General features: G+C 68.4%; 18 protein-coding genes. 9 read left to right on the top strand and 9 right to left on the bottom strand.

Translation table 11 applies throughout. The features are described from left to right. Nucleotides 1-64: 64 nt before the first annotated feature. Together BSY19_RS21240 and BSY19_RS21235 are read left to right on the top strand one after the other, a co-directional pair. Complete coding sequence (locus tag BSY19_RS21240; RefSeq protein WP_069055881.1) at nucleotides 65-268, top strand: cold-shock protein; 204 nt, start codon at nucleotides 65-67, stop codon at nucleotides 266-268. 48 nt (nucleotides 269-316) lie between these two features. Further along, complete coding sequence (locus BSY19_RS21235) at nucleotides 317-931, top strand: MOSC domain-containing protein (protein ID WP_210184390.1); 615 nt, start codon at nucleotides 317-319, stop codon at nucleotides 929-931. Here the strand turns inward: BSY19_RS21235 and BSY19_RS21230 are convergent. Further along, nucleotides 928-1794 (bottom strand): DMT family transporter, encoded by an 867-nt coding sequence (locus BSY19_RS21230; protein WP_069055880.1) that lies wholly within the window; start codon nucleotides 1792-1794, stop codon nucleotides 928-930. The genes BSY19_RS21235 and BSY19_RS21230 overlap by 4 nt on opposite strands. Before the next feature lie 164 nt (nucleotides 1795-1958). Between BSY19_RS21230 and BSY19_RS21225 the strand changes: the two genes are divergently transcribed. From BSY19_RS21225 to BSY19_RS21195, 7 genes are all read left to right on the top strand, one after another. Then, nucleotides 1959-3323 carry an aminotransferase-like domain-containing protein gene (locus tag BSY19_RS21225; RefSeq protein WP_150129686.1) on the top strand — a complete coding sequence of 455 codons (1365 nt, stop codon included), beginning with the start codon at nucleotides 1959-1961 and terminating at the stop codon, nucleotides 3321-3323. 50 nt (nucleotides 3324-3373) lie between these two features. Continuing rightward, nucleotides 3374-4408, top strand: coding sequence for an ArsR/SmtB family transcription factor (locus BSY19_RS21220; RefSeq protein WP_069055878.1), 1035 nt, complete (start codon nucleotides 3374-3376; stop codon nucleotides 4406-4408). Beyond that, nucleotides 4408-5319: a methylenetetrahydrofolate reductase [NAD(P)H] gene (metF, locus tag BSY19_RS21215; protein WP_150129685.1), complete on the top strand. Its 912-nt coding sequence runs from the start codon at nucleotides 4408-4410 to the stop codon at nucleotides 5317-5319. Before BSY19_RS21220 ends, metF begins: the two co-directional genes overlap by 1 nt. 130 nt (nucleotides 5320-5449) lie before the next feature. Further along, complete coding sequence (metH, locus tag BSY19_RS21210; RefSeq protein WP_069055876.1) at nucleotides 5450-9205, top strand: methionine synthase; 3756 nt, start codon at nucleotides 5450-5452, stop codon at nucleotides 9203-9205. A 110-nt stretch (nucleotides 9206-9315) separates the two neighbouring features. Then, a complete protein-coding gene (locus tag BSY19_RS21205) occupies nucleotides 9316-9618 on the top strand; it encodes an alkylphosphonate utilization protein (RefSeq protein ID WP_069055875.1) in 303 nt (100 codons plus the stop codon). Further along, entirely contained in the window at nucleotides 9615-10049 is a 435-nt protein-coding gene (locus tag BSY19_RS21200) for a GNAT family N-acetyltransferase (protein ID WP_069055874.1), read from the top strand. Before BSY19_RS21205 ends, BSY19_RS21200 begins: the two co-directional genes overlap by 4 nt. A gap of 126 nt (nucleotides 10050-10175) precedes the next feature. After that, on the top strand, nucleotides 10176-10745 hold the full coding sequence (locus tag BSY19_RS21195) for a flavodoxin family protein (protein ID WP_069055873.1): 570 nt from the start codon (nucleotides 10176-10178) through the stop codon (nucleotides 10743-10745). On the opposite strand, the gene BSY19_RS21190 is transcribed toward BSY19_RS21195, so the two are convergent. The 8 genes from BSY19_RS21190 to BSY19_RS21155 all read right to left on the bottom strand — a co-directional run bounded on the left by BSY19_RS21190 (nucleotide 10726) and on the right by BSY19_RS21155 (nucleotide 18897). Further along, a complete protein-coding gene (locus tag BSY19_RS21190; RefSeq protein ID WP_069055872.1) occupies nucleotides 10726-11691 on the bottom strand; it encodes a GGDEF domain-containing protein in 966 nt (321 codons plus the stop codon). The genes BSY19_RS21195 and BSY19_RS21190 overlap by 20 nt on opposite strands. 96 nt (nucleotides 11692-11787) lie before the next feature. Further along, the gene (locus BSY19_RS21185) at nucleotides 11788-13020 is read right to left on the bottom strand and encodes an ABC transporter permease (RefSeq protein WP_069055871.1); all 1233 of its coding nucleotides are present in this window, start codon (nucleotides 13018-13020) and stop codon (nucleotides 11788-11790) included. After that, on the bottom strand, nucleotides 13017-13778 hold the full coding sequence (locus BSY19_RS21180; protein ID WP_069055870.1) for an ABC transporter ATP-binding protein: 762 nt from the start codon (nucleotides 13776-13778) through the stop codon (nucleotides 13017-13019). Before BSY19_RS21180 ends, BSY19_RS21185 begins: the two co-directional genes overlap by 4 nt. Before the next feature lie 31 nt (nucleotides 13779-13809). Further along, complete coding sequence (locus BSY19_RS21175; RefSeq protein WP_069055869.1) at nucleotides 13810-15546, bottom strand: efflux RND transporter periplasmic adaptor subunit; 1737 nt, start codon at nucleotides 15544-15546, stop codon at nucleotides 13810-13812. A 141-nt stretch (nucleotides 15547-15687) separates the two neighbouring features. Continuing rightward, the gene (locus BSY19_RS21170; RefSeq protein ID WP_069055868.1) at nucleotides 15688-16170 is read right to left on the bottom strand and encodes a type II toxin-antitoxin system YhaV family toxin; all 483 of its coding nucleotides are present in this window, start codon (nucleotides 16168-16170) and stop codon (nucleotides 15688-15690) included. Nucleotides 16171-16173: 3 nt separating this feature from the next. Continuing rightward, complete coding sequence (locus BSY19_RS21165; protein ID WP_069055867.1) at nucleotides 16174-16500, bottom strand: type II toxin-antitoxin system PrlF family antitoxin; 327 nt, start codon at nucleotides 16498-16500, stop codon at nucleotides 16174-16176. An 838-nt stretch (nucleotides 16501-17338) separates the two neighbouring features. Then, nucleotides 17339-18151, bottom strand: coding sequence for an N-acetylmuramoyl-L-alanine amidase (locus tag BSY19_RS21160; protein ID WP_069055866.1), 813 nt, complete (start codon nucleotides 18149-18151; stop codon nucleotides 17339-17341). Continuing rightward, nucleotides 18148-18897, bottom strand: coding sequence for a J domain-containing protein (locus BSY19_RS21155; protein ID WP_069055865.1), 750 nt, complete (start codon nucleotides 18895-18897; stop codon nucleotides 18148-18150). The genes BSY19_RS21160 and BSY19_RS21155 overlap by 4 nt, the downstream gene beginning before the upstream one ends. Nucleotides 18898-18917: the final 20 nt, after the last annotated feature.

Genomic DNA, 18917 nt, shown 5'->3' with positions numbered 1-18917 from the left:
TGCGGCTATCGGGGGACGTGCATCTGCTGGCCGCAGCGACGCTTTGGCTTCAAAGGATGCGGCGATGGCGACCGGGACCGTCAAGTGGTTCAATACTGAGAAAGGCTTTGGCTTCATTCAGCCTTCGGACGGCGGCAAGGATGTGTTCGTGCACATCACTGCCGTTAAGGAAGCGGGGCTGATGACGCTGACCGAGGGGCAGAAAGTCTCGTTCGAACTCAAGACCGAACGCGGCAAGACGGCGGCGGGCTCGCTGCAGCTGATGTGACCGGCCGGGCCGGTTGACAGCGCTGGTGGCGGACAGCATGCCGCCGGCGTGAAACAAGCGCGCCCCATCGGCCGCGTCGCTGGCGTCTTCGCCGCGACGGGCTCTCCATCGTCGCCTCATGCGTTCGTGACGCAGGCCGTCGAAGCTCTGGCGTTCGACGCGGCCGGTATTCGCGGTGACCTTCATGCCGGCCTGACCCGTCGTTCCGGGCCGCGCGAGCCCTGGCTGCCGCGTGGCCTGACCCTTCGCAACGACCGACAGGTGTCGGCGCTCTGCCCGGCCGAGCTCGCCGCCATTGCCCGCGGGCTCGATCTGCCCGCGCTTCCGCCCGAATGGCTGGGCGGCAATCTTCTCGTCGAGGGTCTGGTGGCCTTGTCCGCGATCGCGCCGGGCAGCCGGCTCGCTATCGGCGGCGGCTGGGGCGGAACCGGCCGTTTCGACGGCAGCGCGGTGCTGCGGGTCGAGGCCTACAACCTGCCCTGCCGCAGGGCCGGGGGCGCAGTCGCCGCGGCGGCGGGGCGCAGCGACCTCGCAGCCCGCTTCGTGAAGGCGGCGGCCGGGCTGCGCGGGCTCATGCTGAGCGTCGACCTGCCCGGCACCATCGCGGTGGGCGATGCCGTCGTCGTGATCCCGCCCGTGACGGTGAAGGGCGCCACGCGCTAGCGGGCGAAGCGCCGGGCTGCGGCGACGCAGGCCGCCACGGCGGCCGAGGCCGCGAGCATCGGCCAGGTCACCGTCTCGCCGAGCAGCATCCCGGCCAGCGCGAGGCCGAAGAAGGGCTGCAGCAGCTGCAGCTGTCCGACCGCCGCGATCCCGCCCTGGGCGAGCCCGCGATACCAGAAGACGAAGCCGATCAGCATGCTGAAGAGCGAGACATAGGCGAGGCCGAGCCAGGCGGGCGCGCCCGTCGCCGCGAGATCGTCCGGGCGCAGCAGCAATGCGGCGCCCGCTGTCACGGGGAGCGCCAGCAGCAGCGCCCAGGAAATCACCTGCCAGCCGCCGAGGCGGCGCGAGAGCCTCGCACCCTCGGCGTAGCCGAGCCCGCAGACGACGATCGCCGTGAGCATCAGCAGGTCGCCGGCCGGCGCGGCGGCGAAGCCCTGCGTCAGGGCGAAGCCGACGACCAGCGCGCTGCCGAGGCCCGACAGCAGCCAGAAGGCCGGGCGGGGCCGCTCGCCTCCGCGCAGCACGCCGAAAAGCGCGGTGGCCAGCGGCAGCAGCCCGATGAAGACGATCGAATGCGCCGCCGTGACATGCCGGAGCGCCAGCGCGGTCAGGAGCGGGAAGCCGATGACGACGCAGAGCGAGACGACCAGCAGCGGCAGCAGGTCGGCCCGCAGCGGCCGCTTCTCGCGAAACAGGAGCAGCAAGGCGAGGCCGAGCAGGCCTGCGATGGCGGCGCGGGCCAGCGTCAGGAAGACCGGATCGAAATCGGCGACTGCGACCCGCGTCGCCGGCAGCGAGCCGGCGAAGATCACCACCCCGATCAGGCCGTTGATCCAGCCGCTGGTCCTGTCGTCGAGCATGGGCGAACTCCGATCGCGAAGCCGGCAGCAGAGCGCCGGCCCAGAGCCGTTTCGCCAGAGACAGAACAGTACAATTGGGGCAAACTGTCCTGATGACAGGATCAGGACAGGCCGCGAGGGTGCGTGCGCTCGCCGGAGCGGACGGGACCCGGGTGGGGGCGGTAATGGCCGCCATCCGGCAGCGCATCGCCGGCCGGATGCTGGCGCCGGGCGCGCGGCTGCCGTCGATCCGGGCCCTGGCGGGGACGATGGCGGTGTCGAAATCCACGGTCGTGGAGGCCTATGACAGGCTCGCGGCCGAGGGGGTGATCGAGGCCCGCCGCGGCTCGGGGTTCTATGTCGCCGGCCATGCGCCGCCGTTTTCGCCGGCCGATCTCGGGCCGCGGCTGGAGCGTGAGGTCGATCCGTTCTGGGTCTCGCGGCAGTCGCTCGATGCGGGCGAGGCGGTGCTGAAGCCGGGCTGCGGCTGGCTGCCGGCTGACTGGCTGCCGCAGGAGAGCCTGCGCCGGGCGCTGCGCGTGCTCTCCCGCGCTCCTGCCGAGACACTCGCGGATTACGGCACGCCGCTGGGGCTCGCGCCGCTGCGGCAGTTGCTGTCGCGCCGGCTGGCGGCCCATGGCGTCGAGGCGGCGCCCGACCAGATCCTGCTAACCGAATCCGGCACACAGGCGCTCGATCTCGTCTGCGGCCTGCTCGTCGAGCCCGGCGATACCGTGCTGGTCGATGATCCCTGCTATTTCAACTTCCATGCCCTTCTGCGGGCGCATCGCGTGCGCATCGTCGGCGTGCCCTATGGTCCCAACGGCCCTGATCTCGCGGCCTTCGAGCAGGTTCTGGCCGAGCACCAGCCGCGGCTCTACGTCACCAATTCCGGTCTGCACAACCCGACCGGCGCGAGCCTCTCGCCGGTTGTCGCGCACCGCATCCTCAAGCTGTCCGAGGCGTTCGGACTGACCATCGTCGAGGACGACATCTTCGCCGATTTCGAGCCGGAGCCGGCGCCCCGTCTGGCCGCCTTCGACGGGCTGGAGCGCGTCGTCCAGATCGGCAGCTTTTCGAAGTCGCTCTCGGCCTCGGTGCGCTGCGGCTACATCGCCGCCCGGCGGGACTGGATCGAAGGGCTGATCGACCTGAAGATCGCCGCCTCCTTCGGGACGGGGCGGCTGGCCGCGGAGCTCGTGCTGGGCGTGCTGATCGATGGCAGCTATCGCCGGCACATGGACGGGCTGCGGGTGCGTCTGGCGCGGGCGATGGGCGAGACCGCGGCGCGCCTGCGGGCGATCGGCATCGAGCCCTGGCTCGAGCCGCGCGGTGGCATGTTCCTGTGGTGCTTGCTGCCGGAGGGGCTGGATTCGGCGGTCATCGCGCAGCGGCTGCTGGCGCAGGACATCGTTCTGGCGCCCGGCAATGTCTACAGCCTGTCGCAGAGTGCGGCCCGCTTCATGCGCTTCAATGTCGCTCAGTCGGGTGACCCGCGGCTGTTCGAGGCTTTGCGGAGGATGACGATGGCAGCCCCGCGAGCAGAATGATCTTGCGTCCATGCCGAGAGTGACATAAACATATCTTTATATCTTTTTGGATGCCGTTGCGGAGTTCCTGTTTGCGCCTGCCGACCACGCTCGCCTCCGACGTCCTGCTCGCTGCGCTGCGCGCCGCGGGGGAGGAGACGCGGCTGCGCATCCTGGCGCTGCTGTCGGAAGGCGAGTTGTCGGTGTCGGACCTGACCGACATCCTCGGGCAGTCGCAGCCGCGGATTTCGCGCCATCTCAAGCTGCTGGCCGAGGCGGGGCTGGTCAGGCGCTCGCGCGAAGGCGCCTGGGCCTTCTTCCGGCTCGACGAAACCGGCACCGGCGGGGCCTTCGCCGCCTCGCTCGCCGCCTGGCTCGACCGGTCGGACCCGGTGCTGGCCGCCGATCGCGAGCGGCTCGCGGCGGTTCGCGGCACACGAGCTGAGGCTGCGCAATCCTATTTCGCCAGCGTGGCGCGCGACTGGGACCGGCTGCGCTCGCTGCATGTTCCCGACGAGGCGGTCGAGGCCGCCGTCGAGGCCGCGGTGGGGAAGGGCACGCCCGGAAGCATGCTCGACCTCGGCACCGGCACCGGCCGGATGCTCGAGCGCATCGCGCCGAAATTCGGGCGCGCGGTCGGTGTCGACGCCAACCATGCCATGCTCGCCGTGGCGCGAGCCAATCTCGAGAAGGTGGGGCTGGCGCGCGTCGAACTGCGGCAGGGCGACATCTATGCGCTGCCGTTCCCGCGCGGCAGTTTCGATCTCGTGGTGATCCACCAGGTGCTGCACTTCCTCGACGATCCCGGGCGCGCGGTGCGCGAGGCGGCCGCGATGCTGGCTCCCGGCGGACGGCTCATCGTCGTCGATTTCGCGCCGCACGAGATGGAGTTCCTGCGGGCCGAGCATGCCCATCGCCGGCTCGGCTTCTCGCGGGCCCAGATTGCCGGCTGGTTCGCCGAGAGCGGGCTGGCCTGCGATCTCTCCGAGGAAATCAAGCTCGCCGGCGGCGGCTCGGGCCAGTTGCCCGTGATGCTCTGGCGGGGCTGCGACCGGCGCGTGCAGTCCGACCCGATGCCGCGACAGACCAATCTAGAGGTAGCCTGATGAACGCGTTCCGCCCGAGCCGGCATGGCTCCCGCCGCCCGAAGGTCTCCTTCGAGTTCTTCCCGCCCAAGACCGCCGAGATGGAGGTCTCGCTCTGGGAGAGCGTGCGCCGGCTGGAGCCGCTCGCTCCGTCCTTCGTCTCGGTGACCTATGGTGCCGGCGGCTCGACGCGCGAGCGCACCCACGCCACCGTCAAGCGCATGGTCGAGGAGACCGGCCTGAAGCCGGCGGCCCATCTCACCTGCGTCTCCGCGTCCCGCGACGAGGTCGACGAGGTCATCCGCGGCTATTGGGAGGCCGGCGTGCGTCATGTCGTGGCGCTGCGCGGCGATCCCGCCGGCGGGCTCGGCACGGTCTACGAGCCGCATCCGGACGGATACCACCAGACGTCGGATCTGGTGGCGGGCCTGAAGCGCATCGGCGATTTCGAGGTCACGGTCTCGGCCTATCCGGAAAAGCATCCCGAGGCGGCCTCGCTGGAGGCCGACATCGACGCGCTGAAGAAGAAGGTCGACGCCGGGGCGACGCGCGCGATCACCCAGTTCTTCTTCGATAACGACGTCTATTTCCGCTATCTCGACAAGGTCCGTGCGGCCGGGATCGACATCCCGATCCTGCCCGGCATCGTGCCCGTTCAGAACTTCAAGCAGACCGCGAATTTCGCCCGCAAGACGGGAGCGAGCGTGCCGCAATGGCTGGCCGACCGCTTCGAGGGTCTGGAGGAGGACGCTGCGACGCGCCGGCTCGTGGCGGCCGCCGTCTGCGCCGAGCAGGTGCTGGACCTGATCGACCGCGGCGTCGGCGACCTGCATTTCTACACGATGAATAAAGCCGATCTGGTCTATGCCATCTGCCATCTCGCCGGGGTCAAGCCGGAGCGTGGCGAGGCACAGGCTGCCGCGGCGGAGTGAATTCGTCATCGCGAGCGTAGCGGCGCAATCCAGGGCTCACTGGCCATCTGGATCTGCGTCGTCGCTTTGACCCTCGCAATGACGGCAAGGGCGCCACCCGCGCCAGCAAGAACTGAGACGAAAGCGCACCATGTCCGAGTTCACGCCCACCCCCGTCGACGGCGCCGAGATCGAACGCGCGCTGCGCCAATCCGCATCCGAGCGCATCCTGGTGCTCGACGGTGCCATGGGGACGCAGATCCAGAACCAGAAGTTCTCCGAAGCGGATTTCCGCGGCGAGCGCTTCAAGGGCTGGAACCACGATCTCAAGGGCAACAACGACCTGCTGGTGCTGACCCAGCCGGACGCGATCCGCGACATCCACCTCGCCTATTTCACGGCGGGTGCCGACATCGTCGAGACCAACACCTTCTCCTCGACCCAGATCGCCCAGGCCGACTACGGCATGGAGGCGCTGGCCTATGAGCTGAACGTGGTGTCGGCGCGGCTGGCGCGCGAGGCGGCGGCCATCGCCCAGAAGGCGGACGGGCGGCGCCGCTATGTCGCCGGCGCGATCGGCCCGACCAACCGCACGCTGTCGATCTCACCGGACGTCAACAACCCCGGCTTCCGGGCTGTGACCTTCGACCAGGTGCGCGAGTCCTATGCCGAGCAGATCCGCGGGCTGATCGACGGCGGGTCCGAGATCATCCTGGTCGAGACGATCTTCGACACCCTCAACGCCAAGGCGGCGATCGTCGCGATCGAGAACGTCTATCGCGAGCGTGGCATCCGCCTGCCGGTGATGATCTCCGGCACGATCACCGACCTGTCGGGGCGCACCCTCTCGGGCCAGACGACGGAGGCCTTCTGGAACGCGGTGCGCCATGCCGCGCCGCTGACGATCGGCCTCAACTGCGCGCTCGGCGCGCGCGAGATGCGCGCCCACATCAAGGATCTGTCGCGCGTCGCCGACACGCTGATCTGCGCCTATCCGAATGCCGGCCTGCCCAACGAATTCGGGATGTATGACGAGAGCCCCGAGGCGACGGCGGCCATGCTGGCCGAGTTCGCCGATTCGGGCCTCGTCAACGTCGTCGGCGGCTGCTGCGGCACGACGCCGGGGCATATCGCGGCGATCGCGCAGGCGGTGGCCGGCAAGGCGCCGCGCCAGGTGCCGGAGATCAAGCGCTATCTGCGGCTGGCGGGTCTGGAGCCCTTCACGCTCGACGAGACGATCCCCTTCGTCAATGTCGGCGAGCGCACCAACGTCACCGGCTCGGCCAAGTTCCGCAAGCTGATCACCACTGGCGACTATGCCGCCGCGCTCGACGTGGCGCGCGACCAGGTCGCCAATGGCGCGCAGGTGATCGACGTCAACATGGACGAGGGCCTGCTCGATTCCGAGAAGGCGATGACCGAGTTCCTCAACCTGATCGCCTCGGAGCCGGACATCAGCCGCGTGCCGATCATGGTCGATTCCTCCAAGTTCCCGATCATCGAGGCCGGCCTGAAGACGATCCAGGGCAAGCCCATCGTCAATTCGATTTCGATGAAGGAGGGCGAGGAGGCCTTCCTCGAGCAGGCCCGCATCTGCCGCAACTACGGCGCGGCCGTGGTGGTGATGGCCTTCGACGAGACCGGCCAGGCCGACACCTACGCCCGCAAGATCGAGATCTGCACGCGCGCCTACAAGCTCCTGACCGAGCAGATCGGCTTCCCGCCCGAGGACATCATCTTCGACCCCAACGTCTTCGCGGTGGCGACGGGCATCGAGGAGCACGACAACTACGGCAACGACTTCATCGAGGCGACCAAGACGATCCGCGAGACCCTGCCGCACGCCCATATCTCGGGCGGCGTCTCGAACCTGTCCTTCTCGTTCCGCGGCAACGAGAAGGTCCGCGAGGCGATGCACTCGGTCTTCCTATACCACGCCATCAAGGTCGGCATGGATATGGGCATCGTCAATGCGGGCCAGCTCGGCTCCTATGACGATCTCGACCCCGAGCTGCGCGAGCTCTGCGAGGATGTCGTCCTCAACCGCCGCAAGGACTCGACCGAGCGGCTGCTCGACGCGGCGCCGCGCTTCAAGGGCGACGGCTCGGTGTCCTTCTCCGGCAAGGACATGGCCTGGCGCGAGAACCCGGTCGAAAAGCGTCTGGAATACGCGCTGGTCAACGGCATCACCGCCTTCATCGACGTCGATGTCGAGGAGGCGCGCCAGCAGGCGGACAAGCCGCTGCACGTCATCGAGGGGCCGCTGATGGCCGGCATGAACGTCGTCGGCGACCTGTTCGGCGCAGGCAAGATGTTCCTGCCGCAGGTGGTGAAGTCGGCCCGCGTGATGAAGCAGGCGGTCGCCTATCTGATGCCCTTCATGGAGGAGGAGAAGCGCCTCAACGGCGGTTCGCAGCGCTCGGCCGCCGGCAAGGTGCTGATGGCGACGGTGAAGGGCGATGTCCACGACATCGGCAAGAACATCGTCGGCGTCGTGCTCCAGTGCAACAATTACGAGGTCATCGACCTCGGCGTGATGGTGCCGACGCAGAAGATCCTCGACGTCGCCCGCAAGGAGAAGGTCGACATCATCGGGCTGTCCGGCCTGATCACGCCCTCGCTCGACGAGATGGTGACGGTGGCCTCCGAGATGGAGCGCGAGGGCTTCGACATTCCCCTGCTGATCGGCGGGGCGACGACGAGCCGCGTCCATACGGCGGTGAAGATCCACCCGGCCTATGAGAAGGGCCAGACGGTCTATGTCACCGATGCCTCGCGCGCCGTCGGCGTGGTCTCGAGCCTGCTCTCGCAGGACCAGAAGCCGGCCTATGTCGAGGGCATCCGGGCCGAGTACGCCAAGGTCTCGGCGGCGCATCGCCGCTCGGAGGCCGACAAGCAGCGCCTGCCGCTGGCGAAGGCCCGCGCCAACGCCTTCAAGGCCGACTGGAGCGCCTATCAGCCGCCCAAGCCCAGCTTCCTGGGGACGCGCACCTTCCGCACCTATGATCTCGCCGACCTCGTGCCGCTGATCGACTGGACCCCCTTCTTCCAGACCTGGGAGATGAAAGGGCGCTTCCCGGCGATCCTCGAGGACGAGACGCAGGGGCCGGCGGCGCGCGCGCTGTGGGACGATGCGCAGGCGATGCTGAAGCGCATCGTCGACGAGCGCTGGTTCAACCCGAAGGCGGTGATCGGCTTCTGGCCGGCCAATGCGGTCGGCGACGACATCGCGCTCTACACCGGCGAAAGCCGCGCGGAGCGGCTGGCGACGCTGCATGGGCTGCGCCAGCAGCTCTCCAAGCGCGATGGCAAGCCCAACATGTGCATCGCGGATTTCGTCGCGCCGGAAGGCGTCGATCGGCCCGACTATATCGGCGCCTTCGTGGTGACGGCCGGCGCCGAGGAAGAGCGCATCTCCGAACGGTTCGCGCGCGACAACGACGATTATCGCTCGATCATGGTCAAGGCGCTGGCCGACCGCTTCGCCGAGGCCTTCGCCGAGCGCATGCACCAGCTCGTGCGCAGGGAGTACTGGGGCTACGCCGCCGACGAGAGCCTCGCCAACGAGGACCTGATCCGCGAGGAGTATCGCGGCATCCGCCCGGCGCCGGGCTATCCCGCCCAGCCCGACCACACCGAGAAGGCGACCCTGTTCGAGCTGCTGAAGGCGGAAGAGCGCGTCGGCGTGAAGCTGACCGAGAGCTTCGCGATGTGGCCCGGCTCCTCCGTGTCGGGGCTCTATCTCGCTCATCCCGACGCCTATTACTTCGGCGTCGCCAAGGTCGAGCGCGACCAGGTCGAGGATTATGCCGCCCGTAAGGGCATGCCGATCCACGAGGTCGAGCGCTGGCTGGCGCCGATCCTCAACTACGAGCCCGCGAGCTACCGGCTCGAGGCGGCGGAGTAGCGCCTCCGTCCGTGGCGGGTTTCACAGTCTGCCCTTGTTGAATGGGGGTGGGGCGGCGTATAGCCCCGCAGGGCCTGCCGGCCCGACCTCGGACACGGAACGGACCGGACATGGCTGACGACGACTACGTCTATGACGAGGTGACGGGCGAGTGGCGCCCCGCCTCCGAGATGGCCGCGGCGGCCGCGCCGGACGGCATCGTCGTGCGCGATGCCGCCGGCAACACGCTGGCCGACGGCGATTCCGTCGTCCTGATCAAGGACCTCAAGGTCAAGGGCGCCGGCCAGACCCTGAAGCAGGGCACCGTGATCCGCTCGATCCGCCTCACCGATGATCCCGAGGAGATCGACTGCCGGCACGAGACGATCCGCGGCCTCGTGCTGCGCACCGAGTTCGTGCGCAAGCGCGGATGAGCGGAGCCTCGCCCGTGATCCGCAAGGCGACGCCGGCCGACCAGCCGCGCATCCATGCGATCCGCATGGGCGTGCGCGAGAACGTGCTGTCGGATCCCTCGCGGGTGACCGATGCCGAGGTCGCCTGGTATCGCGACCAGGCGATCTTCCTGGTGTCGGAAGCGGGCGGCGACATCGCCGGCTTCACCTGCGCCAATCACCAGACCGGGCTGATCTGGGCGCTGTTCGTCGATCCGGATTGTGAGGGGCAGGGCCACGGCCGGGCGCTGCTGGACGCGGCACTCGCGGGTCTGATGGCGGCCGGCATCGCCCAGGCCCATCTCACCACCGGTGCTGGCACCAGGGCGGAGCGCTTCTATCGCCGGCATGGCTGGCGCGAGACCGGTCGCTCGCTCGACGAGAACGTCGTCTTCGTCCGACCGCTTGGCTGAACCGCAGCCGGCATTGCGCCGGCGCCATCCCGAGCCTGCGCGGCGGCAATCGTTTGGCCGTTGCGGACGTCGTCGCACCGCAACATCTTGAGGCCACCCTACGCACCGATCCTCAGGAGGCTCCCCATGACCCAGATCGCCATCGTCTTCCATTCCGGCTACGGCCACACCGCCAGGGTCGCCGAGCATGTCGCCAGGGGTGCGCGCGGCACGGGCGCCAGCGTCGACCTGCTCGCCATCGATGCCGACGGCAACCTGCCCGAGGCCGCCTGGGCCACGCTGAAGGCGGCGGACGGGATCGTCTTCGGCTCGCCGACCTATATGGGCAGCGTCTCCTGGCAGTTCAAAAAGTTCGCCGACGCCTCCAGCAAGCCTTGGTATACGATGGACTGGAAGGGCAAGATCGCGGCCGGCTTCACCAATTCCGCGACGCTGAACGGCGACAAGGGCTCGACCATCGCCTATCTCGCCGTGCTCGCCGCCCAGCACAAGATGCTCTGGACCGGCACGGGGATGCACCCCTCCAACGCCAAGTCCAGCACCCGCGACGACCTCAACAATCTCGGCGGCTATCAGGGCCTGCTCGTGACCTCGCCTTCCGATGCCGGCGTCGACGAGATGATCCCGGGCGATCTGAAGACCGCCGAGGCGTTCGGCGCCAATGTCGCCGAGGTCGTCAGGAGCGTGAAGGGCTGAGACTGGCCGTGCCGGTCCGCGCGGCCACTGTTGGCCGCGCGATCATGCCGTCGAAAACCCGCACGCAGTTGCTCCCGGCCGCCCGCGCCACGTAAAGCGCGGAATCGGCTTCGGCGAAAAGCCGCTTCGGGTCGTCGCGATGCGAGGGCTTGAGCAGCGCCGCGCCGACCGACAGGCCAATCTCGATCGCCCCGCTGCCATGCGGGACGGGGCGGGTCAGCAGGCGATGGGCACTGCCGAGCGTGGCTCCGAGCGCGCTGGCGCCGCCGATGCGCAGCAGCAGGGCGAATTCGCCGCCGCCGATCCGGGAGACGAGGATCGCATCCGGAAACTGCCGCGCCAGCCGCTCGCCCAGGCAGCGCAGGCAGGCGAGCGCGCCGGCATGGTCGTGGCGCTCGCGCAGCGTCTCGACATCGTCGATCGACAACACGGCGAGCGCAAAGCCCTGCGGCCCGCTCGCTTGGCGGCTGAGTTCGCGCGCGGCCTCCTCGAAGGCGCGTCGGTTTGTCAGCCCGGTCAGCGGGTCCTGGCCTGCGGCCGTGACCAGCCCGTCCCACATCTTCTTTTCGGCCGTGATGTCCTGCTTCGAGCCGAAGATCCGGACCGGGCGGCCCTGATCATAGCCGACGCCGACGCGCAGGCGCATCCAGCGGCTGCGGCCGCCGGAGCGAAGCTGGCAATCGAGCACGAAGCCCGTGCCGCTGCGGATGGCTGCGGCCCGGTGCCGTTCCATCTCGCTGCGACTCTGGCTCTGGTAGACGTCGAGCGACATCGCGCGATGCAGCTTCAGACCGCGCTGGATGCCGAACAGGTCGTACACGCCATCGGTCCAGGTCAGCACTTCGGTCGCGAGATCGCAGGACCACGCGCCGCCCGGTCCCGACAGGGCCTCCTGATAGAGGCTGGCGGGATGGCTGGAGGGCTTGGGCAGGGTCGTGTCGAGCATGGCGAGGAGATCCCCGAAGGGGGCAGGCATCAGTCGCGTTACGTTAGCGGCGACGGGTTAAACGCCCCTTTCGCCAACCTGCGAAAGACAGGCCCTTCACTCCCGGCGCAGCGCCTCGATCGGATCGAGCCGTGCCGCCTGGCGGGCCGGGTAGAAGCCGAAGAACACGCCGATCATGCCGGAGACGCCGACGGCGATCAGGATCGTCTCGATCGAGACGACCGAGGGCCAGCCCGCGATCCGCGCAATCGTGAGCGCCGAGCCGATGCCGAGCGCGATGCCCACCGCCCCGCCGATCGTGGCGAGCGTCGTTGCTTCGATCAGGAATTGGGCCAGCACGTCGCGCTGGCGGGCCCCGACCGCGAGCCGCAGGCCGATCTCGCGCGTCCGCTCGGTGACCGAGACCAGCATGATGTTCATGATGCCGATGCCGCCGACGAGCAGCGAGACGCCGGCCACCGCGGCCAGCAGCCAGGACAGCGTGTTGGCGGCCTGGGTGGCGGTGTTGGCGATCTCGGTGAGGTTGCGGACGATGAAGTCGTCCTCCTGGTCCGCCATCAGCCGGTGGCGCTGGCGCAGCAGCGCGCTGGTCTGCTCGATGCCGGGCGCGATCGCATCCTCGCTGGCGAACTTCACCATGATGGTCTGGACCGAGCGGTCGCGGGCATAGTTGCGGCCGACGATCCGGCGCCGGCCGGTGTCGAGCGGCACGAAAATGACGTCGTCCTGGTCCTGACCCAGCGCCGACTGGCCCTTGGGCGCCATCACGCCGATGACCTTGAAGGGCACGTTGCGGATGCGGAACTGCTGTTCGAGCGGGTTCTGCTCGCCGAAGAGATTGCGCGCCACCGTCTGCCCGATGATGGCGACGATCTCGCCGCGGCGCAGCTCCTCGGGCTCGAACAGGCGCCCTTCGCCGACATCCCATTCGCGGGCGGTGAAGAAATCGAGATCGGTGGCGGTGATCTGCGTCGACCAGTTGGCGCCGCCGAAGACGGCCTGGGCCCGGGTGACGATGACGGGGGCGGCGGCCAGAACGCCGTCGACCTCCCTGGCGATGGCGGTCGCATCCTCGTCGGTCAGCGTCGAGGAGGCGCCGGCGCCGAGCCTGGCGCCGCCCTGCGTGACGTTGCCGGACTGAACGATGGCGAGGTTGGCGCCGAGCGACTTGATCTGCGAGGTCACGCGCTCGCGCGCGCCCGAGCCGATCGCGACCATGGCGATCACGGCGGCGACGCCGATGATGATGCCCAGCATCGTCAGGGCCGAGCGGAGCGCGTTGGCCCCGATGGCCGACAGGGCGGATCGGATCGCTTCGAGAAGGCTCACGGGACGGCCTCCGGCACCGGTTCCGGAGTCGCCGTTTGGGAGTCGAGAGCCATCAGCGCGGCGCGGGCGTCGGCCGCCTCCTGTCGCGTGTCGCTGAGGAGCCGCCCGTCGCGGAAGCGGATGACGCGGCGGGCGTGGCGCGCGACCTCGGCGTCATGGGTGACGAGGACGACGGTGACGCCCTCGCGGTTGAGATCCTGGAACAGCGCGAGGATTTCCAGCGCGGTGCGGCTGTCGAGCGCGCCCGTGGGCTCGTCGGCCAGCAGCAGGCGCGGCTCGTTGACGAGCGCGCGGGCGATCGCCACGCGCTGCTGCTGCCCGCCCGAGAGCTGCATCGGGCGGTGATGGGCACGCTCACCCAGGCCGACGCGGCCGAGTGCGGCGAGCGCGCGCTGGCGCCGCGTCTTGCGGTCGGCCCCGGCATAGACCATCGGCAGTTCGACATTGGCGCAGGCGTCGACGCGCGGCAGCAGGTTGAACTGTTGGAAGACGAAGCCGAGCTTGCGGTTGCGCAGGGTCGCCAGGCCATCGCTGCCGAGCGTCTCGACCGCGACGCCGTCGAGCCGGTAATGCCCGCCGGTCGGCCGGTCGAGGCAGCCGATCAGGTTCATGAAGGTGGATTTGCCCGAGCCGGAGGGGCCCATCACCGCCACGAGTTCGCCGGCCTGGATGTCGAGCGAGACGCGGTCGAGCGCGGTGACGCGGCCGGAATCCAGGTCGTAGACGCGCGAGAGGTCGCGGGCTTCGATCAGCGGCATGGCCACGCCGCGCAGATGGAGGGGGTGGCCATCAGAACATCCGCGGCGGGCCGCCGCGCATGGGCGGGCCGGCGGGGGTGGCGGGCGTGGTGGCCGCAGGCCGCGGCCCGCCGCCGACGATGACCGGCTGGCCCTGCGTCAGCTCGCCGGAGAGGAGTTCGGTATAGGCGCCGTCGGTCGGGCCGAGCATGACCGGCACCGCGCGCGGGCGGCCGTCCTCGCCGAGCACATAGACGCGACCGGGCGTGCCCTGCTGCGGCGCACCGCGGCCCTCCTGCATCATCGCCTCGAACTTGGCCCTGCGCTCGGGGTCGAGCGCGGCGGCGACCTTGGCGATCATGTCGGCGCGCGCCTTGCGGAAGACGGCGCGGCGCTCGTCCTCGCTCATGCCGGCCATGGCCTCGCGAAAGCCGGTGCGGCGCTCCTGCATGATGGCGGCGATGGCCTGCTTCTGCTCGGGCGTCGGCTGCAGCTCGGTCTCGATGCGCTCGCGGAAGGCATTGGCCTGGGCGGCGCCGCGGCCGGCGGGGGTGGCCTCCGCGACGGCGGCGGAGCCTGTGGCGGCGGGCACAGGGGTGAGCGCGGCAGCCCCTGCGGGGCGGAACCGCAAGGCGGCGTTGGCGACGCGCAGCACGTCGCGCCGGTCCTCCGTCACGACCTGGAGATTGGCGGTCATCCCCGGCAGCAGCGCCATGTCCCGGTTCTCGACCCGGATCACGCCGGTATAGGTGACGACGTTCTGGATGGTCTGCGCGCCGAGCCTGACCATCTCGACGCGGCCCTCGAAGGTGCGGTTGGGATAGGCGTTGACGGTGAAGGTGGTCGGCTGGCCTGCCTTGAGGCGGCCGACATCGGCCTCGTCGACATTGGCGTAGATGTCGATGGTGCGCAGGTCCTGCGCGATCTGGAACAGGGTCGGCGTCGAGAGCGAGGCGGCGACGGTCTGGCCGAGATCGACCTGGCGCTGCACGACGACGCCGTCCACGGGCGAGCGGATGTCGGTGCGCTCGAGGTCGATCAGGATGTCCTTCAGCTTGGCGTCGCGCTGCGCGATCAGCGCCTCGCCGGACTTCACCTGTCCCTCGGCGAGGAGGATGTCGGCATCGAGCCCGTTGAGTTCGGCCTTGGCCGAGGCGACCTGTGCCTCGCTGGAGGCGAGAGTCGCGGTTTGCACCTCGAGCTGGGTGCGGGCGGTGTCGAGCGTCTGCTGCGAGCCGGCGCCGCGGCTGAACAGCTCGGTCTGGCGCTCGAAGGTGCGCTTCGCATCGGCGAGCTGCGCGGCGACGCGGTCGCGCTGGGCTTCGAGGTCCTTGACGGTCGAGTTGGCCTTGAGCCGTGTCGAGCGGGCGCGGTCGAGCTGGGCGCGCTTGACCAGAAGGTCGGCGCGCGCCTGCATCACATCCGCCTGGGCGGCGTCGCGGCGGGTCCTGATCTGGTCGCTGTTGAGCCGCGCGACGACCTGTCCGGCCTTCACCTGGGAATTATAGTCGGCGAGGATCTCGACGATCTGGCCGGAGAGCTGCGAGCCGACCAGCACGGTCGTCATCGGTGTCAGCGTGCCGGTGGCGCGCACGGCGGCGGTGATCTGGCCGCGGTCGATCGGGGCCGTCCGGTAGGCCGCCTCGCTGGAGGGACCGCCGGCCGGACGCCACGCCCAGTAGCCGCCGGCCGCGAGCACGGCCACGACACCCGTTCCGATCAACCACTTGCGCAAATTGGTCCCCATCGTCGCGCCGGCGAAGCCGACGTCCTTCAGCCGCCGCAACATGCCAGAATCCCGGTTCGACGGCGAGTTAACTTACCGCAATGTTGGGGAGAGGCAGGTTTCCGGTTGTTTCGGGTCATGCGCGGGCGAGCATTCAGGCCCTGCGAGAGCCTTGGATCGCCGCCCCCAAATCCCGGGCAGGCGCTATCGCGGCTTGGCCCCTTCCAGTCGCGCGACGACCGGCTCCGTGGAGGCCGCCGCGAGCAAATCCTTCCAATCGTCGGGCGGGTTGCCCTTGTCGAGCATGCCCTTGAAGACGCGATAGGCGTCCGTCTTCGCGCCGTAGGTCCGCAAGGTGGTTTCGTCGTTCACCCAGGCGAAGATGATGATTTTCGTCCTGCTGTCGAAGCGGAAGAACAGCCGGAAGCGGCCATTGCCGAACTTGGCCCGGAACCAGTGCTTCCGGGCGGCGCCGAGCGTGTCGCCCTGGCGATACTCAGGTCGGGTCGGATCGGCGGGGATCATCTCGAAGAGGAGCCTGGCGAGCATGGCGAGGAGCTTCGCCTCTGCCGTCCGCTGGAAGCCCGCCGGGTCGGCCGCCTTGGCGGCTTCGACGGCGGACGTCGCCCGCTCGAGCTGATCGAGCAGGAGAGGATGGGCGAAGATCGTCCAGCCGTTGACGATCATGGCTCAGAGCGCGACGTCCCCGTCGATCTCCTCGGCGAGATCGACGCTCATTCCGGCCGTGAGCGCAGTCATCCGTTCCGCGAGAGCGGGAGGGAAGGCGGCAAGATTCGCAGGGTTCCCGGCCATGTCCCGCGCGAGGAACGCCAGGAAGCCGTCGATCACGGGGTCCGTCTCCTCCTGCGCCGCCACCAGGCTGACCCGGCCGCCCTCATCGACGACATAGGCGATCTCGCCGCCATAGCTCACGCCCAGCGCCTGACGCACGGCCTTGGGAACCGTGGTCTGCCCCTTCGCGGTGATCTTGCTGCGCTCGTAAACGAGGGTCGCCATGAGATACTCCGTCGCTGGAAATGTAAGGAATAATCCTTACTTTGTGACGAGGGCGTTGGCAAATGCGCGAGGCTGTTATGGGTCGATAGCAGAAGTGCGACCACGCACCCGCAGCAGGGGTGCTGGCCGCCGCGAGGCGCGTCGGCTATGGTCGGGATCTGACGGCTGAAACTGGTCCAATGCGCAACATCGCTGGTTCGGGCTACCAGCCCAATTTGTTGATGTAATCTTCACGGCTAAAATTTGTCTCGGACAAAGCTTCAGGCCCTGGAAACCGTATCGAACTTAAATGAAGTAAATTGTAACGGTACGAAAAATCGAATCGACAATTAAAATCAAGTAGAACTGAAAACAGTATATCACTGACATCTAGTGTTTGATTTTCATGCACGAATGACTTATCGACTATTTTTAAATTGCGATTGTGCGGGGCAGCTATATTCACAAATCTGTCGAATAGGACGCATTTTTCCCCGAGATTGTTTATCATTTTGGTTCCGCATATATTCTTTGATACGAAGCGAGGACCGATACTAAACGATATAAAACTCACGCCATTCTCGTCGATGTGATAAAAGTTGCTGTTGAAGCGATCTGTGCCTACGCTGTCGAGGGCGCTCACAACAATACTACGGCCCACATCGGGGCGGACGAAATCGGTCAGGTTACACTTCTTTAAAGCCATGATATTGACCGGTCCGATAAAATGATCTTCAGCGCGCCGTATACAGCGCCGAATAGGATCAGCAAATAGCGCAATAATCCCGCAGGTAGATCAAACGTCCGCTATGGGTCGATAGCTGACCCAAACCCAGATATTACAAGACCCACGCCTTTATCACCCCGTCCTTCCCCCCTGCGTCGCCGCCAGCAGATCCCGCAGGGTCGTGATGGTCGAGGCGTCGGCGACGCCGTCGACCTTGTCTTGGCGCCAGTGGCGCTGAAAGGCGGCGACCACCGCTTCCAGCTTCTCGTCATAGACCCCGTCGACCGCGACGCCGTAGCCGAACATCGCGAACATCGCCTGCAGCGCCTCGACCGGCTGGCCTGAGTCGCCGCGGGCGAAGAAGCGGCCGCTGCGGATCGGCGCGGGTTCGCTCCAGAGGCCGACGCCGGCTTCCGCAAAATGGCGCCAGGGGAATTTCTCGCCGGGGTCGATCTTGCGGCCGGGCGCCACGTCGGAATGGGCGAGCACGCGTTCAGGGGGAATGGCCCAGCGCTCGCAGATGTCGCGGCAGAGGTTCAGCGTGGCGGCGATCTGCTCTTCCGGGAAATCGGGCAGGCCGCCGGGATGACCCGGATTGGCGATCTCGATGCCGATCGAGCAGGAGTTGATGTCGGTCTCGCCGGCCCAATGCGAGGCGCCGGCATGCCAGGCGCGGCGGGCTTCCGGCACGAGCTGCAGCGTGTGGCCGTTCTCGAAGACGAAGTAATGCGAGGAGACCTGCGAGACCGGGTTGCAGAGCCATTGCAGGGCTTCGCCGGCGTCGCGCATGCCGGTGTAGTGCAGGATCAGCATGTCCGGCCGGCGCGGCGCGCCCTCGGTCGGGCCGCCTTCCTGTCCGGCGGCGCCGGCCTTGCGTTCGCCATGGTTGGGGGAGGGGAAGACCTTGGCGGCGAAGTGGCTGTCGGGTGTGGCGTCGCGGCTCATGCCGGGGTGCTCGTCAGCCGCGCTCGCAGGCCACGCTCGCGCTCGATCCGGTCCCAGGCGGCATTGATCGCGGCCAGGCGCCGGGTGGCGATGGCGACGGCCTCCTCGGGCAGGCCGCGGGCGATCTCGCGATCGGGGTGGTTCTGGACGACGAGCTGGCGGTAGTGCCGCTTGAGCTCGTCGTCGGTCATCTCGCGCGAGGCTCCGAGCACGAGATAGGGATCGTCGGCGCGGCGGACATGGCGGGCCTCGATGCGCGCGAAGTTGGTATCGTCGATGCCGAAGATCATCGCGACGTCGCGCAGATAGGCGTGCTCGTCCTGGTGGATCGCGCCATCGGCGGCGGCGATCAGGAAGAGCCCGTCGAGCACGTCCTCGAGCAGGGCCGGCTCGTCGCGGAAGCTCTCAGCGATCTGCCCGGCATAGGCTTCGAAACCGGCGCTGGTCTGCTTGGCGAGATCGAACAGCATCTCGATGCGCGCCTGCTGCTCGGGCGGGACAGTGACGATGCGGTGGAAGGCGGCGACCTCGTCGCGCGTCACCACGCCGTCCGAGCGCGCCATCTTGGCGGCGAGCGCGACGAGACCGGTGGTGAAGACGAGTTCGCGCGGCGCCGCGCCGAAAGGCGCGCCTTCGCGATCGACCAGCATATGGCCCGCAAGCGCGCCGAGAAGGGCGCCGAGGGGGCCGCCGAGCACGAGGCCGAGGCCGCCGCCGCCCAGCAGCCCCCAGAAAGACGATACCATGGTGCAGGCGACTCCGGGCC

Source organism: Bosea sp. RAC05, from assembly GCF_001713455.1.
GTDB lineage: Bacteria > Pseudomonadota > Alphaproteobacteria > Rhizobiales > Beijerinckiaceae > Allobosea.
The sequence above is the reverse complement of the archived record's forward strand: the minus strand, read 5'-3'. Positions and strand labels throughout refer to the sequence as shown.